Below are 15,820 nucleotides of genomic sequence, written 5' to 3' on the forward strand. Positions count from 1 at the left end.
TGCAGAACAGATCGGCTGTTATTCAAGTCTGATATAATGCTGTGTTCCGGTTTCCCTGACAAGTCCCATCAGCGTGAGCTGTGCCAGAATCCCGGCTGTTTTTCCCGGCGAAAAGCCGGTTTCTGTGATAATCTGATCCAGATTTTTGGGTCGTAAATCGAGACAACTATACACCAAATCCAAATCTGTTGCAAGTCCTAACTTGGTTTTTCCTTTTAAAATTGTCTTTTTTTTCACAGACAGACCCCATTCATCCAGAAGCACTTCCGGGGAATATGCAATGCCTGCTCCATCGTAGATCAGCTTGTGGCAGCCTCGGCTCAGCGCATCATTTACTGCACCCGGAACTGCATATACAGTCTTTCCCTGTTCCAGTGCACAGGCAGCTGTGATAAGAGAACCGCTTTTTTCCTTTGCTTCCACAACAACCACTACATCTGCCAGTCCACTGATGATCCGGTTCCTTGCCGGAAAATGATAGGCCCTACCCGGTGTCCCCGGAAGGTATTCACTGATGATTCCACCATTCTTCTCCGGAATCCGCCTGTAAATACTGCGGCTGGAAGAAGGATAGCAGATATCCACTCCGTTTCCCAGCACTGCAAAAGTAGGTGTCCCGCCTTCCAATGCACCTTTATGTCCTTCTGCATCGATCCCTGCTGCCATGCCGCTGATTACCTGCACACCGTTCTCGCTTAAAAACCTTCCATAATTAAATGCCTGGATCCTGCCGTAGGGACTGCACATTCTGGCACCTACAATAGCTGCTGTAGGTCTGTTATCATCAGGAAGTCTTCCAATATAATATAACATATCCGGCATGCCACTTAGAGAACGCAGCCTTTCCGGATAAATGGTACTGCTTTTTTCCACAGAATTGATGGCTGTTTTCGGTTTTTCTTCCATTATAAGGTACCTCCTTTTCCTGTATTTTATGACCAGTATTTTTTATCATAGACACGGTACGTCAATGCTTCGCAGATATGGTCCTGCCGGATCTTTTCAGAATTTTCCATATCTGCAGCTGTCCGTGCAACTTTCAGGATCTTATGGTAAGCCCTGGTACTGAACTGAAACTGTGTATATGCCTGCTCCAGAAGTGTTTCTGCCTCACTTGTCATAACACAATATTTCTCCACACTTCTCCCATCCAGTTCCCCGTTGAAGGAAAACTCTTCGTTCTTATAACGTTCACGTTGGATTTCCTGGGTTCTTTCCACTCTCCGGCGTATGGACATGGAACTTTCCCCTCTCTTTTTCTTCTTCATCTCCGTAAAACGGATGGCCGGAACTTCGGTACAGATGTCAATCCTTTCCAGCAGAGGCTGGCTGATTTTTCCAAGATAATGGGTTATCTCACCATGACTACATCTGCACCGGTTCATATCCGGATAAAAGCCACAGGGACAGGGGTTCATGGCTGCTGCCAGCATAAAGCTGGCCGGAAATGTGTACGTTCCCGCAGCTCTTGACAAATGGATTTCCTTATCTTCCAGAGGCTGCCTCAAAATCTCCAGGCTCTTCCTGGAAAATTCAGGCATCTCATCCAGAAAAAGCACTCCCCGGTGTGCAAGAGTAATCTCGCCCGGACCGGGAATCCGTCCGCCTCCTGCCAGGGCCTGGGCAGAACTGGTATGATGCGGACTTCGAAACGGCCGTTTTCGGATCAGAGGATCTTTCTCTGTGAGCAGTCCTGCCACACTGTATACTTTCGTAATTTCCAGGCTCTCCTCAAAAGTCAGCCGGGGCATAATGGTTGGCAATCTTCTGGCCAGCATCGTCTTTCCGGAACCCGGCGGTCCGATAAACAATATATTATGAAAACCGCTGACTGCTATCTCGGCAGCCCGTCTGGCCCCTTCCTGTCCGCACACATCTGCAAAATCTGCTCCACCTTCCTCCATTCTTTCTTCTGTTTCCGGTTCCCGCCTGCTTTCATTCTCATATTTCTCCGGAGCCTGCAGACAGCGTATCATATCTTTCAGCGTTCTCACCCCAAATACCCGCATATCCCGGATCAGTTTTCCCTCCTGAATATTCTCCTGTGGAATAATGCAAAAGCGAAGCCCCAGTTCTCTGGCACGGATCACCCTGGGCAGGATACCTGAAACACCGTGGATTTCCCCATTAAGACTGATTTCCCCCACTACCATGACCTGCTCCAGAAGCTTTGGTTCCAGGATCTCTGCTGCTGCCAGAACTGCTGCAGCTACAGGAAGATCAAACCCGGCCCCTTCTTTCTTCATATCTGCAGGGGCAAAATTAACAGTTACTCTCTTAGGCGGCAGACTGAGCCTGTTGTTCTTAAATGCAGTGCGCACACGTTCCTGTGCTTCCCGCACCTGTGCTGACGGAAATCCTACCATAGTAAAGGAAGGCAGACCATCACTGACATCTGCCTCAACCTGGATCTCCCGCACCTCCATGCCAAAAATCGCCGCTGATAAAACACTTGCAAACAAACGAATCCTTTCTGCGATAAATTTCGTTCCCGATCGACAAAATCCTCGTCTTTTTAATAGTTAAAGGGAAAAATTCAGATAGACATTTTCTGAATTAAAGAAGATAATAAATTTAGTATAGTCCATTTTGCTCTCTTTTGCAAGAGTGCAATTCGTTCTGTTTTATACTTTCTATAGAAAGAAGAGGTGAGCACAATGAAATTTCAGCGTATCCAGGATTTACGTACAGACGCAGATCTGTCACAGAGAGAATTAAGTGAGATTCTTCATATCAGTCAGCGTTCTTATTCCCATTATGAAACGGGATCTCGTAGTATTCCAATTGAAATGCTTATCCGGCTGGCAAATTATTATGACACCAGCATTGACTATCTCGTTGGTCGCACAGACCGAAAAAAAATGGTCAAATAAAGAAATCCCCGGACTTAGGAACAGTTCCGGGAATTCCTGTATCAGGATTCCCGCACTTCCGCAGATCCGGGGATTCTTTATTTCGTGTTATTTATTATTCCGCATAATATGTTTCTTCCTCACCGTAGGGAATTCCATATACATTATCGCTGCTCTCATCATAGGAAGATTCCTGCTCTGCTGCCGGTGTACTTTCCATCGGTTCTTCCCTTGTCATAATAGACTCTGTTTTCGGATAAGTCTTAGAACCATCCGCTCTCTTATAAGTCTTGACCTTCACATAAAGCTTTCCGCTTTTATCAAAAACAAATTCTCCTTTGGCCTTGTTTCCCTCGGAATCTTTCAGATAAAACTGTGTAGCATTTCCCGCCACCTCTGCAGTTACATCTGCCTCCGCAAAAAGAGAACTGTTCTTCCCATTAACTCTTTTATAAGTGAAAGAAACCGAATCCAGACTGATCTCATAAATATTGATCGTTGTCAGGCCGTCTGTACTGTACCAGGTTCCCCGATAACTCTCCGGATCAAATGACGGAAGAATGGTGGGAATCGGAGTCACAGAAGGAGTCGGCGTCGCTGTCGGTATCGGTGTCGCTGTAGCCATCGGCGTTGCCGTTACCTCCGGAATACTCTCCAGTGCAGCAATCGCCGCCTGTTTTCGCTGTTCTTTTGCAACTTTATTTCTGTGGGAAACCAGCAGCATCCCTCCAAGTCCTGCCAGAATAAACAAAATGATCAACAGGATCAGAGCCGTTTTCAGACGCTGTTTTTTTCTTTTGTTTTTACTCATCTGCATCACCTCTGTTTACTATAGCATATTAAGAAACTTCTCTGTATTTCTCTCTTTTTCCTATTTTTTCTCTTTAATAATACCTTTTCTGTATACCTCCAGAAGCTGGATCAGTTCTCCAATCCTTTCCTTCAGTGCTGTACCCGTATCTGTATCACCCACCAGAGTACGTTTGTTGTTATAATGAACAGCCACTCTGTTTGACACAATATCCTGCTCTTTCTCCACTGCTTCTTCCGCGGAAGTAAATGGCTCATGAGCAGACAAAATCAGTCCATAGGAGTTATAAACCAGCGTGTAGCCTGCAATTCCTGTGACCTTCTGATAAGGTCTGGAAAAACCACCGTCAATTACAAGAACTTTTCCATTACATTTCACAGGACTCTCTCCCTCACTCTGGTGAACTGGCACATGGCCATTGATGATATGTCCTTTTTCCGGTTCCAGGCCAAACTCGCGAAGAAGGTTATCAACCACTTCTTCATTTTCCAGAAGATGGTAATACGCATTTTTTTTCTCTTTATGTGTAGCCTTGTCCGCAATAAAATACCTCTCAAAAGTAGTCATCTTATCTTTACCGAATAATGGAGAATTCGGTGCAGCCCAGATATACCACATGATATCTCTGCCTTTTCGCTGTTCATCCTCATTCATTGAGAAAAAAGCTCTCCGCACATAAGTCTCCAGAACATCGTACAGCTCTTTTCCCTTATAAGTTTTGCCGTAGATCTGCACTTCTTTCAGGCTTCCATCCTCATTAAGAGGAATGCTTCCATGGAATAAAAGATTTCCATTATATGTCTTATAAAGACCGCCTTTATCAAGAAGAAGACGTACATGATTCTGCAGTTTCTCACAGTTACGGAATGCCAGGTCCAGACGTTCCATTACATCTTTTTCTTCTGCTGTAAGCTCATACGGCTTCTTCCAATCAATTGTCGGGAAATATGTATCTGTAAGCGGATATTCTTTTCCGTCAGGGAGTGTGATCGTTCCCTTCTTCGGATCAATTCTGTGTAGCAGGCAGCGTTCTTCCATATGGAATTCTTTGTGCCTGCGGATCAGCTGACCCTCCAGCTTAAACTGGATCACAGCAATCGCCTTGTGCATTTTGCGCCCAAGTTCTTCCTCCAGAATGCTGTAATTATTGGCATCACCTTTCATCTCAAAAGCTTTACATGAATCATCTTTATATGCTTCCATTGCAAAAGTAGCCAGAGGCATGAGATTGATCCCATATCCATCCTCCAGAATGTCCATGTTACGGTAACGGATACTGTTTCGTATTACTGTCGCAATGCAGGCTTTCTGTCCTGTGGCTGCGCCCATCCAGACTACATCATGATTTCCCCACTGGATATCCAGGGAATGATATTTCATCAGACGATCCATAATGAAATGCGGACCAGGACCTCGATCATAAATATCACCAAGCACATGAAGGTGATCCACAACAAGACGCTGGATCAGTTCAGCCAGGGCAATGATAAAATTCTCTGCTCTGCCGATCTCAATAATGGTGTTGACGATGGCATCATAATAAGCTTCTTTATCAAGAACTTCTGCTTTTTCTGTGATCAGCTCCTCAATCACATAGGCATAATCTGCCGGAAGGGCTTTTCGCACTTTGGAACGGGTGTATTTGGATGCTGTTGTCTTGCACACTTCGATCAGACGGTAGAGGGTGATCTTATACCAGTTTTCCATATCCTCCTCGTTTTTTTTCACAACTTCCATTTTTTCTTTCGGATAATAGATCAGAGTTGCCAGCGACCGCTTATCGCTGTTGCTTAATGTATGACCAAATACATCGTCGATCTTTTTGCGCACTGCGCCGGAACCGTTGCGGAGAACATGAGAAAAAGCATCATATTCTCCGTGGATGTCCGACATGAAATGTTCCGTACCTTTCGGAAGATTCAGTATGGACTGCAGATTGATGATTTCAGTTGATGCCTTTGCAATAGTAGGATACAGCTCTGCAAGCCGCTGCAGATATCTTAATTCTTCTTTCTTCATATTGCCTCCTGGAATTATATTTTATAATGTGCCTTGACCAGCTATCATATCAGTCAGATGTTAAGTAAAGTCAAATAATGACATCTGATTGGACTGCGGAATATCACCGAACAGATTCAGATCATCCATCAGGTCAATAACTGTTTTGCTGACTTTTGTACGGTCGCGGAAATCGTCCTTGGAAAGAAATTTTCCCCTGGCAGCTGCATCCACTACAGCATCAGCCGCCTTATCGCCCAGACCGTCTATGGTATCCAGCGCGGGCATCAGCTTATCTCCCATGATCTGGAAACGGTGCGCTTTTGCCTTGTAAAGATCAATGGGTACGAAATCAAAACCTCTGGCATACATCTCCTGCACGATTCTCATATCCTTCAGAGTATCCTGCTCCTTCTTGGATGCCTCGTCACCCTTCTTGCGGATCTCTGCCATGTAATATTCCAGACGTTCTTTTCCCATGCACATCAGTTCATAGGAAAACGATGTTGCACGGATACTGAAAAATGCCGCATAGTAAGCAAGAGGTTGGAACACTTTGTACCAGGCAATACGGTAAGCCATCATAACATAGGCAGCTGCATGTGCCTTCGGGAACATGTACTTGATCAGCTTGCAGGACCAGATATACCATTCCGGAACGTCGTGTTCTTTCATAGTCTGGATCCATTCATCTCGAAGACCTTTACCTTTACGGACGCTCTCCATAATAGTAAACGCCAGACCACTCTCCACACCTTTTCCAATCAGATAGATCATAATATCATCTCGGGTACAGATTGCTGTGGAAATGGTCGCTGTACCATTCTGAATCAGCACCTGTGCATTACCCAGCCAAACGTCAGTACCATGTGAAAGACCTGCAATACGTACCAGATCAGAAAAATATTTCGGCTTGGTATCAATAAGCATCTGCATGGCGAAATCTGTACCAAACTCCGGAATTCCAAGACAGCCAAGCTTACAGCCTCCAATATCCTCCGGGCTGATTCCCAGTGCCTGGGTTCCCGCAAACAGAGACATGACATCTCGCTGATCCAGGGGAACAGTCCTTGCGCTAATACCTGTCAGGTCTTCAAGCATACGGATCATGGTCGGATCATCATGTCCCAGTATATCCAGTTTCAGAAGGTTTCCGTCAATGGAATGATAATCAAAATGTGTGGTAATGATATCGCTGTTCACATCATTGGCAGGATGCTGCACAGGTGTAAACTTCTCTATCTCCTCACCCATTGGAAGTACGATGATACCTCCAGGGTGCTGGCCTGTGGTACGGCGGACTCCAGTACACCCCTGTACGATTCTGTTAATTTCACAGTATCGCTTATGCTGACCACGTTCCTCATAGTAGTTTTTCACATAACCGAAGGCAGTTTTTTCCGCAAGGGTACCAATGGTTCCTGCCTTGAAGGTCTGGCCCTTTCCAAAAATAACCTCTGTGTATCTGTGGGCATTGGCCTGATACTCTCCTGAGAAGTTCAGGTCAATATCCGGCTCCTTGTCACCTTTGAATCCAAGGAACGTCTCGAACGGGATATCAAAACCTTCTTTATTCATCTTAGTTCCGCATTTCGGGCAGACCTTATCCGGCATATCACAGCCTGCCATGCCTGCATATTCTTTTACCTCAGGAGAATCGAAATCACTGTATTTGCAGTCCGGGTTCGGGCAGAGATAATGCGGCGGCAGAGGATTAACCTCTGTAATACCGGACATGGTAGCTGCCAGGGACGAGCCAACCGATCCTCGGGAACCAACCAGATATCCGTCCTCATTGGACTTCCACACAAGTTTCTGGGCAATGATATACATCACCGCATAACCATTGGAAATAATGGAGTTCAGCTCCCTATCAAGACGGTCCTCTACAATCTTTGGAAGAGGATCTCCGTACATTTCATGTGCTTTTGTAAAGCAGATATTCTTCAGGTCCTGCTCGGAATTCTCAATGACAGGCGGGAATTTATCCGGATGGATGGGCGAGATCTTTTCGATCATATCCGCGATCTTGTTGGTATTGGTGATAACCACTTCTTCCGCCTTCTCACTTCCAAGATAGGAAAATTCCTCCAGCATCTCCTCCGTTGTACGGAGATAAAGAGGTGCCTGGTTATCTGCATCGGAAAAGCCGTTTCCGGCCATAATGATACGTCTGTAAACCTCATCCTGCGGATCCATAAAATGCACATCACAGGTTGCAACCACCGGTTTCTTAAACTGCTCTCCAAGCTTGACGATCTTTTGGTTGATCTCTTTTAAATCTTCCTCTGAATTGATCATATCGTGCTTCTCATCCGCAAGCATAAACGCATTGTTCCCAAGTGGCTGAATTTCCAGATAATCATAGAAATTCACAAGTCTTGCAATCTCCTGATCCGGTGCATTACGAAGCAGGGCCTGATAAAGCTCTCCGGCCTCGCAGGCACTTCCCACAAGAAGTCCTTCTCTGTATTTCTCCAGTACACTTTTGGGGACTCTTGGGCGTCTGTGATAGTACTTTAAATGGGACTGGCTTACCAGTTTATAGAGATTGATCCTGCCTGTCTCATTTTTTGCAAAAACAATGGCATGGTAAGTCGGAAGCTTCCGGATGGTATCAGGTGACACAGCACCCTGACTGTTCATCTCATCCACATCAAAAATATCTCTTTCTGCAAGCATCTTCACAAACCGCACAAAAATCTCTGCAGTACATGCAGCATCATCTACAGCCCTGTGGTGATGATCCAGGGAAACACCAACTGCCTTGGCTACCGTATCCAGCTTAAAACGGTTCAGCGCAGGAAGAAGGAATCTGGCCATACCTACAGTATCCACATAGGTAAAATCATCCGGGATTCCCTGACGTTTACAGTTTTCTATGATAAAGCTCATATCAAATTCCGCATTATGGGCCACCATCACACAGCCCTCACAAAACTCCAGAAATTTCGGCAGTACTTCTTCAATGGCAGGCGCATCGATCACCATAGAATCATTGATGCTGGTCAGCTGCTCAATACGGAACGGAATTGGCACTCCCGGATTAACAAAGGTGGAAAAACGGTCTGTGATCTCACCTTTTTTTACTTTTACAGCACCGATTTCAATGATCTTACAGGTCAGAGCCGAGAAACCAGTTGTCTCAATATCAAAAACAACAAAATCCCCATCCAGTCTCTGTCCTTTGGAATTTGTAACCATACCCTTCAGATCATCAACCAGATAAGCTTCCATGCCATAGAGTACCTTGAAATCAGACTCTTTCGGCACACATCCTCCCCAGGCATCAAAGCAATGGTTCGCCTCCGGGAAAGACTGTACAACCCCATGGTCTGTGATGGCAATTGCCTTATGCCCCCACTCATAGGCTCGTTTTACCAGTGCTTTGGCATCTGTGACACCATCCATATCACTCATCTTGGTATGGCAGTGCAGCTCCACTCTCTTCTGCGGACTGGTGTCTGTTCTTGCTGTTGTAAAATTTGCTATTTTTTTGATTCCTGTAATATTTCCGATAGTCAGCTCACTGTCAAATCGGTCAATAGTCGTAACGCCCTTCAGTTTCAGGAAAGCTCCCTTCTTAACGCTCTCTGTCACTTCCGGAACCTGTTCATTACGCAGGAACATCTTTACCACAATACTGTCTGTAAAATCTGTCACAGGAAAAATGAGAATAGTCTTTTCATTTCGGATCTCACGTTTCTCCACATCCATAACCTGACAGCGGATGATCACCTCACCCATCTCACCGGTAATGCTCTCCAGAGAGATCGGTTCTCCATCGAAATCTCTGCCGTAAACAACATCCGGATTACTGTCTCTCCGGAATCCGAAACCGCCGCGGAAGTCGCCCTTCTGGCCTTTCTGCTGCTTCTTGTCAAAAGATTTCTTCTCATTTGATTTTTCATTCTTTTTATCCCCGGAAGCCTTCTTTGTCTTTTCTTTGGATACTTCCTCTGCTTCCGGCGCGCTCTCTTCCCCATTTGAAAGCTTCACATGCTTCAGGACATTTTCCACTTCCTGCCTGATCTGCAGGGCAGCATTTTTCCTGTATTTGCTCTCTTTCGCTTCTATGAAATCCAGCTCTACCTTGAGATCCATTCCGCACCGCTCACAGAAAACCTTATGAAAATATTCCACGAGGATCTCACTTTTCTGGCGGGAGATCACAGTATCAGGAAGTTCCATATGCATGGTATCTTTTCCTGTAAAAGTAATCTTTGCCCTTCGAAACAGATTGTACTCCAGCATATTATAATTCCGAAGCTCCACTTCCATACTGGAACGGTAGCTCTCCAGGAAATTCTCTGGCGTATACTGCTCGGAAAGATGAAATTTTTCCACAACTGTAACAGTCATTGGGATTCCCGGAAAACACTGTCTCTCGATTTCATCCTCCAGGGCAAAAATATTCTTCTTATGGATCCATCTGCTGCTCTCAATATAAACCCTCAGATGTGTCCTTCCCGGATTCATGGAAACTTTTGTCACAAACACCATGTCCAGAAGTTCTTCCAGTTCTTTCTTTACTTTCAGATGAGGAAATACATCAAAAAAATCCTTCTCCATTATGACTCCTGTTCATTCCAGGAAAGAAGCTCTTCCCGAAGTGTGTTCAGAAGTTCACTCTCCGGCACTTTCTTTACTACTTCTCCATGTTTGATCAGCAGGCCGACTCCATCACCTCCTGCGATTCCGAGATCAGCTTCTTTCGCCTCTCCCGGGCCATTTACCACACAGCCCATAACTGCAACTTTGATATCAAGAGGAATATCCTGCACCATAGTCTCAACCTGATTTGCAAGGCCGATCAGATCGATCTTGGTTCTTCCGCAGGTCGGACAGGAAACAACCTCCACGCCGCCTTTACGAAGTCCCAGTGTCTTAAGGATACGTCTGGCAGATTTTACTTCTTCCAACGGCGCACCTGTCAGGGAAACGCGGATGGTATCACCGATTCCCTGATACAGGATAATCCCAAGTCCAATGGCTGATTTAATATTCCCGGAATACAGAGTTCCTGCCTCTGTGATTCCTACATGAAGAGGATACTGTGTCTGTTTTGCGATCAGTTCGTGAGCTTTCGCACACATAAGGACATCGGAAGACTTGATGCTGATCACAAGATTGTCATATCCCATCTCTTCGATGATGTGTACCTTGTCAAGGGCACTCTCCACAAGTCCTTCTGCTGTAACACCGTGATATTTCTCCACCAGTTCTTTCTCAAGAGAACCACTGTTTACTCCTACACGGATAGGAATATTTCGCTCTTTTGCAGTATCCACCACTGCCTTGATCCGTTCTTTTGAACCGATGTTTCCCGGATTGATACGGATCTTGTCTGCGCCGTTTTCCATGGCTGCAATCGCAAGTCTGTAATCAAAATGAATATCTGCAACAAGCGGAATATGGATCTGTTTCTTGATCTGAGATAAAGCCTTCGCAGCTTCCATAGTAGGAACTGCACAGCGGATAATATCACAGCCTGCTTTTTCCAGGGAAAGTATCTGCGCAACGGTTGCCTCCACATCTTCAGTTTTTGTATTGGTCATGGACTGGATCAGAACCGGGTTGCCTCCTCCAATGACACGATTTCCGATTTTTATTACTTTTGTATGATCTCTGTACATAAAAAATCTCCTCTATTAATCTTGAAAGGCAGGTGTTTCTGAACGCCCTGCCTTTCTTTTCCATATAATTATCAGCAATATTTTTTCAGTGCCGGATCTCCAGCAGTTTTGATTTCAGTTCATTCTCCATCCGTCTCATATCTGCCTCTGCAGCCTGGCGTTTCACCCTGCCTTCCTGTTGGATTTTCATCACATCATCCAGAGTCTGGATCAGCTGCTGATTGGTCTGCCTGAGAGTCTCAATATCCACGATTCCTCTCTCTGCTTCTCTGGCTGTTTCCACAGATGCAAGATGAAGAGTTTCCGCATTCTTCTTTAAGAGTTCATTGGTAAGGTCTGTAACCTGACGCTGTGCCTGAGCTGCTTCTGTGGAATGGGCAATTCCAAGTGCCAGAACCATCTGGCTCTTCCAGAGCGGAATGGTGTTCACGATGGTTGTCTGGATCTTCTCGATCATTGTTGTATCATTATTCTGGATCATACGGATCTGCGGTGCAGTCTGCATGGAAATCGTTCTGGTAAGTTCCAGATCATGAAGCTTTTTTTCAAATCTGCCGCATTTATTCTCCAGATCACTGGCAGCCTGTGCATCCTCCGGAAGACCGCTTGTGGCTGCTTTCTGCTGAAGCTCACGAAGCTGTGCGTCGCGGACTGCCTGAAGTTTCTTTTTGCCCGCAAGGATATACATAGAAAGCTCTTTAAAGTATGCCAGGTTCTGGTCATACATCTTATCCAGAACTGCCGAATCCTTCATCAGACGCATCTGATGCTGTTCCAGTGTCTCCGTGATCTTCGCCACATTTCCTTCTGCCTTGGTATAACGGTTCTTCAGTGTATCCACCCTGGCTGTCTGCTTCTTAAAAAAGCCAAACAAACCTTTCTCCTCGGCAGCATCAAAATCCTTCAGTTCCCCTACAACATTTGCCAGAAGATCTCCCACTTCCCCAAGATCCTGTGTCCGTACATTCTCAAGTGCAGCATCCGAAAAATCTGCCATCTTCTTCTGGGTTCCTGCTCCAAACTGCAGGATCTGGTTCGTATTCTCAATATCGATCTTTGCAGCAAAATCATCCACCATCTTCTGCTCCTGTGGGGAAAGCACCGGTTCCTCGATTGCCGGCTCTTCTGTTTTCTCAGGTTCTTTCGCTGTGACTTCATCTTTCTCATCTGTGAGATCCGGTTCCAGTGTCAGTACCGGAGCTTCTGCTTCAAAATCTTTAAATTCTTCTCCCATAAGCTCTCCTAAATCATTTATCCATACATAACAGTTCAAACTCAGGATAGCACTTCTGCCATCCTGATCACTCTGTTTTTGTTTCCGCCCGGCTTCCTGCCATCAATGGCATTTATTTCTGTGCAGCTTCCTGTTTCATCTTTTCAAAATCATCTTCCGTCAGGCCTTCCTGTGCAAGAACTGTATGTAACACAGAAATATCTGCTGATACATCCCAGGCTGTATCACGGAAAATAGAATCAAGAAGTTTCTCGAATGCAATATTCAACGTATCGATCGTATCCTCGATCTCACGCTTGGAGGCTGAAATATTCTCACCCTGGATTGGCTGCCTGTCCATGTCCTCATAAGCATCCAGAAGCTTCACAGTCATCGGCAGATAATAATCCATCAGTTTCCTGAGGTCCGGGATCACCTCCGGATGCTCTCCGGCACGCTCAAATATCTTCTGAACGATCAGTTCCATTCTGGATATCTTCGCGGAGATCTCTTCTCCAGGGATCGCGTCGTTGCTCTCTCTGATCTTCACCAGGAATTCATTCCCTTTCTTCAGAACGTCCTGTGCTTCCGGACTCATATTCTCTTCAAGCTGCACCTTCGGATCTGCTTCCTGTTTTCTGATTTCCAGCTGCTTCTGTGTTTCCTGGTATTGCTGATATGTCTCATTGCTGGTGATCAGACAGGTCTCCTGGGCATCCACATGGCCTTCCAGAAACCATCCTTTGGCGATCATACGGCTGATATCTTTTTTTACATATTTTTCCGGTTTTCCTACTGCCAGGGCAAGCTTCCGGAAATTACAATATGTATGATCTCCCAGTTCCTTAATATATTTCTGAAAACGTCCCAGTCTTCCAAGCCGTTTCGTTCCGGCCCCAAGAAGTACTCCACCTCCTGCTGCACCTGTGCACATCACTCCAAGCACACCTGCTGCAAGTGCTCCACTGTGGCCAAGTCCCATCCAGATCAGAAGCACCATGGCACCAAGTCCCATTCCGCTTAAAAGAATACCTCCGGAAACCGCCATCATCATGCCCTTCAGATTCTCGCCTGTTGTCTTGCCGTAAAGAAGCTCTGTCTGTTTCTTCGCAGCTTGTTCCCTGGCCTTCTTATTCCGTCCGTAATAAGGATTCTGATAAGTGTAGCTGTTCTTCCTGTAGTTCGGGTCATTGGCCGGATCAAATACGGAATTCATAGCATTTTTCAATGCTTCGCTTCCTGAATCGATTGCCTTGTTCACAGTCTGATTAATGGTACGGCTCAGCTCATGATAGCTGTTGGAATTTACCGCATTATCTACAATGTCCTGAATCTTTTTTCCAAGATCCTCAAATTCATGATTGTCCATTTTTTCCTCCAGTCCATAGATATTTTTATTATAGCGAACTCCTGTAAAAATTACAAGAGAATGCAAAAAAGGAATAAAAAATTCAATTTTGCCTATTGAAGTTAGTACGTAAAAGTTTTACAATGGTAAAAAGTAAAAATTCTCAAACGGAGGAATATCGTCATGGAAAAAAAGAACATTGACTGGTCCAGCATCGGATTCAGCTACATGCCAACCGACTACAGATATGTATCTAATTTTAAAGATGGAAAATGGGATGAGGGTACTTTAAGCACAGATCCTAACATCGTACTTAATGAGTGTGCTGGTGTACTTCAGTATTCACAGAGCGTATTCGAAGGACTGAAAGCTTACACAACAGAAGACGGACGTATTGTTACATTCCGTCCTGACCTGAACGCAGAGCGTATTGCTGCTTCTGCTGCAAGACTTGAAATGCCGGTATTCCCGAAAGAGAGATTTATCGACGCTGTTAACCAGGTAGTTAAGGCTAATGCTGCATGGGTTCCTCCATACGGCTCAGGTGCAACACTTTACCTTCGCCCTTACATGTTTGGTTCCAACGCTGTAATCGGCGTTAAACCGGCTGATGAATATCAGTTCCGTATCCTTACAACACCGGTCGGCCCGTACTTCAAAGGCGGCGCAAAACCGATCACGATCCGTGTCAGCGACTTTGACCGTGCTGCACCTTGCGGAACAGGTAACATCAAGGCCGGCCTTAACTACGCAATGAGCCTTCATGCAATCGTAGATGCTCACAAACAGGGCTTTGACGAGAACATGTACCTTGATCCTAAGACTCGTACTAAAGTTGAGGAGACAGGCGGAGCGAACTTCATCTTTGTAACAAAAGACGGCAAGGTTGTAACACCGAAATCTGACAGCATCCTTCCTTCCATCACACGTCGTTCCCTGATCTACGTTGCAAAAGAGTACCTTGGTCTGGAAGCTGAGGAACGTGAGGTCTACTTCGATGAAGTTAAAGATTTCGCAGAGTGCGGTCTTTGCGGTACTGCTGCTGTTATCTCTCCAGTCGGAAAGATCAACGACCATGGCAAAGAGATCTGCTTCCCAAGCGGAATGGAAAAGATGGGACCGGTTATTCAGAAACTGTACGGCACACTGACAGGCATCCAGATGGGACGCATCGAAGCTCCGGAGGGATGGATCCACGTAATCGAGTAATCGTACTTTTTTTAATCAGATAGTACTTTTAAGACAGGCTGTTTATATCAGATAAGCAGCCTGTTTTTTCAGTTACTGTATCAGAATTTCATCTTTATATTCACAAAATGCACCACAGTCTGATATTAATATACCGACTCCAAAAGTCTGACCTAAACTCTAACGCTTGGAAGTCATCTCATAATATCCACTCCGCGGTGCATTTCTCTTTGATATTGATTCACTCAATATTATTTATTCTTTCTCTCGTATTTCACAAATGCATACTCCAGATCAAAATATGTCTGCTCATCACTCTCTGCTGTGATCTCCCACTCAGGATCCTCGTCCAGATTCGGGAAATGTGCATCTGCCTCATATGCAAAATCAATCTTTGTCACATGAGCTACATCACAGTACGGAAGCATCTGTTTATAAATGCTGTCTCCGCCGATGCAGTATACATTCTCAGACGGATATTTCTCCACTTCTTTCAGAGCTTCCTCAATACTGTGCACGACCACTGCACCTTTTACCTGATAATCTTTATTTCCTGTGATAACAATATTTGTTCTGTTCTTAAGCGGAAGTCCGTTTGGGAAAGATTCCAGTGTCTTTCTTCCCATAACAACCACCTTGCCTGTAGTCTCCTCGCGGAACATTTTCATATCTGCAGGGATGCTGACCAGAAGCTGATTATTTCTTCCGATTCCCCAGTTCTTATCTGCTGCAACAATAATATTCATATCTGATTCCTTTCTTGTGTCCAATATT

Annotated in this window: 11 protein-coding genes; 2 read left to right on the plus strand and 9 right to left on the minus strand. The window is 45.2% G+C overall.

The annotated features are described in order from the left end of the window. Nucleotides 1-18: 18 nt before the first annotated feature. A complete protein-coding gene (gene dprA / locus HFM85_RS12545) occupies nt 19-906 on the minus strand; it encodes a DNA-processing protein DprA (RefSeq protein ID WP_173738503.1) in 888 nt (295 codons plus the stop codon). Between the two features lie 26 nt (nt 907-932). Next, nucleotides 933-2,462, minus strand: coding sequence for a YifB family Mg chelatase-like AAA ATPase (locus tag HFM85_RS12550; RefSeq protein WP_173738504.1), 1,530 nt, complete (start codon nt 2,460-2,462; stop codon nt 933-935). Nucleotides 2,463-2,657: 195 nt separating this feature from the next. Here HFM85_RS12550 and HFM85_RS12555 point away from each other — a divergent pair, with 195 nt between their 5' ends. Next, nucleotides 2,658-2,873, plus strand: a complete 216-nt coding sequence (locus HFM85_RS12555) for a helix-turn-helix domain-containing protein (protein ID WP_119239547.1) — start codon at nt 2,658-2,660, stop codon at nt 2,871-2,873. A gap of 94 nt (nt 2,874-2,967) precedes the next feature. Here HFM85_RS12555 and HFM85_RS12560 read toward each other — a convergent pair whose 3' ends face one another. The 6 genes from HFM85_RS12560 to HFM85_RS12585 all read right to left on the minus strand — a co-directional run bounded on the left by HFM85_RS12560 (nt 2,968) and on the right by HFM85_RS12585 (nt 13,879). Beyond that, the gene (locus tag HFM85_RS12560; RefSeq protein ID WP_173738505.1) at nt 2,968-3,663 is read right to left on the minus strand and encodes a hypothetical protein; all 696 of its coding nucleotides are present in this window, start codon (nt 3,661-3,663) and stop codon (nt 2,968-2,970) included. A gap of 60 nt (nt 3,664-3,723) precedes the next feature. Next, nucleotides 3,724-5,682 carry a fructose-1,6-bisphosphatase gene (locus HFM85_RS12565; protein WP_173738506.1) on the minus strand — a complete coding sequence of 653 codons (1,959 nt, stop codon included), beginning with the start codon at nt 5,680-5,682 and terminating at the stop codon, nt 3,724-3,726. Between the two features lie 60 nt (nt 5,683-5,742). Continuing rightward, a complete protein-coding gene (locus HFM85_RS12570) occupies nt 5,743-10,233 on the minus strand; it encodes a PolC-type DNA polymerase III (RefSeq protein WP_173738507.1) in 4,491 nt (1,496 codons plus the stop codon). Next, entirely contained in the window at nt 10,233-11,297 is a 1,065-nt protein-coding gene (gene ispG / locus HFM85_RS12575) for a flavodoxin-dependent (E)-4-hydroxy-3-methylbut-2-enyl-diphosphate synthase (protein ID WP_173738508.1), read from the minus strand. Before ispG ends, HFM85_RS12570 begins: the two co-directional genes overlap by 1 nt. Nucleotides 11,298-11,382: 85 nt before the next feature. Continuing rightward, complete coding sequence (locus HFM85_RS12580) at nt 11,383-12,531, minus strand: toxic anion resistance protein (RefSeq protein WP_173738509.1); 1,149 nt, start codon at nt 12,529-12,531, stop codon at nt 11,383-11,385. A gap of 112 nt (nt 12,532-12,643) precedes the next feature. Continuing rightward, on the minus strand, nt 12,644-13,879 hold the full coding sequence (locus HFM85_RS12585) for a 5-bromo-4-chloroindolyl phosphate hydrolysis family protein (RefSeq protein WP_173738510.1): 1,236 nt from the start codon (nt 13,877-13,879) through the stop codon (nt 12,644-12,646). A gap of 156 nt (nt 13,880-14,035) precedes the next feature. Here HFM85_RS12585 and HFM85_RS12590 point away from each other — a divergent pair, with 156 nt between their 5' ends. Beyond that, nucleotides 14,036-15,067 (plus strand): branched-chain amino acid aminotransferase, encoded by a 1,032-nt coding sequence (locus HFM85_RS12590; protein ID WP_330594900.1) that lies wholly within the window; start codon nt 14,036-14,038, stop codon nt 15,065-15,067. Nucleotides 15,068-15,297: 230 nt separating this feature from the next. On the opposite strand, the gene HFM85_RS12595 is transcribed toward HFM85_RS12590, so the two are convergent. Beyond that, nucleotides 15,298-15,792 (minus strand): dihydrofolate reductase, encoded by a 495-nt coding sequence (locus HFM85_RS12595; RefSeq protein ID WP_173738512.1) that lies wholly within the window; start codon nt 15,790-15,792, stop codon nt 15,298-15,300. Nucleotides 15,793-15,820: the final 28 nt, after the last annotated feature.

The sequence above is a fragment of the Blautia schinkii genome, assembly GCF_013304825.1.
In the GTDB taxonomy this organism is placed as follows: domain Bacteria; phylum Bacillota; class Clostridia; order Lachnospirales; family Lachnospiraceae; genus Blautia_A; species Blautia_A schinkii_B.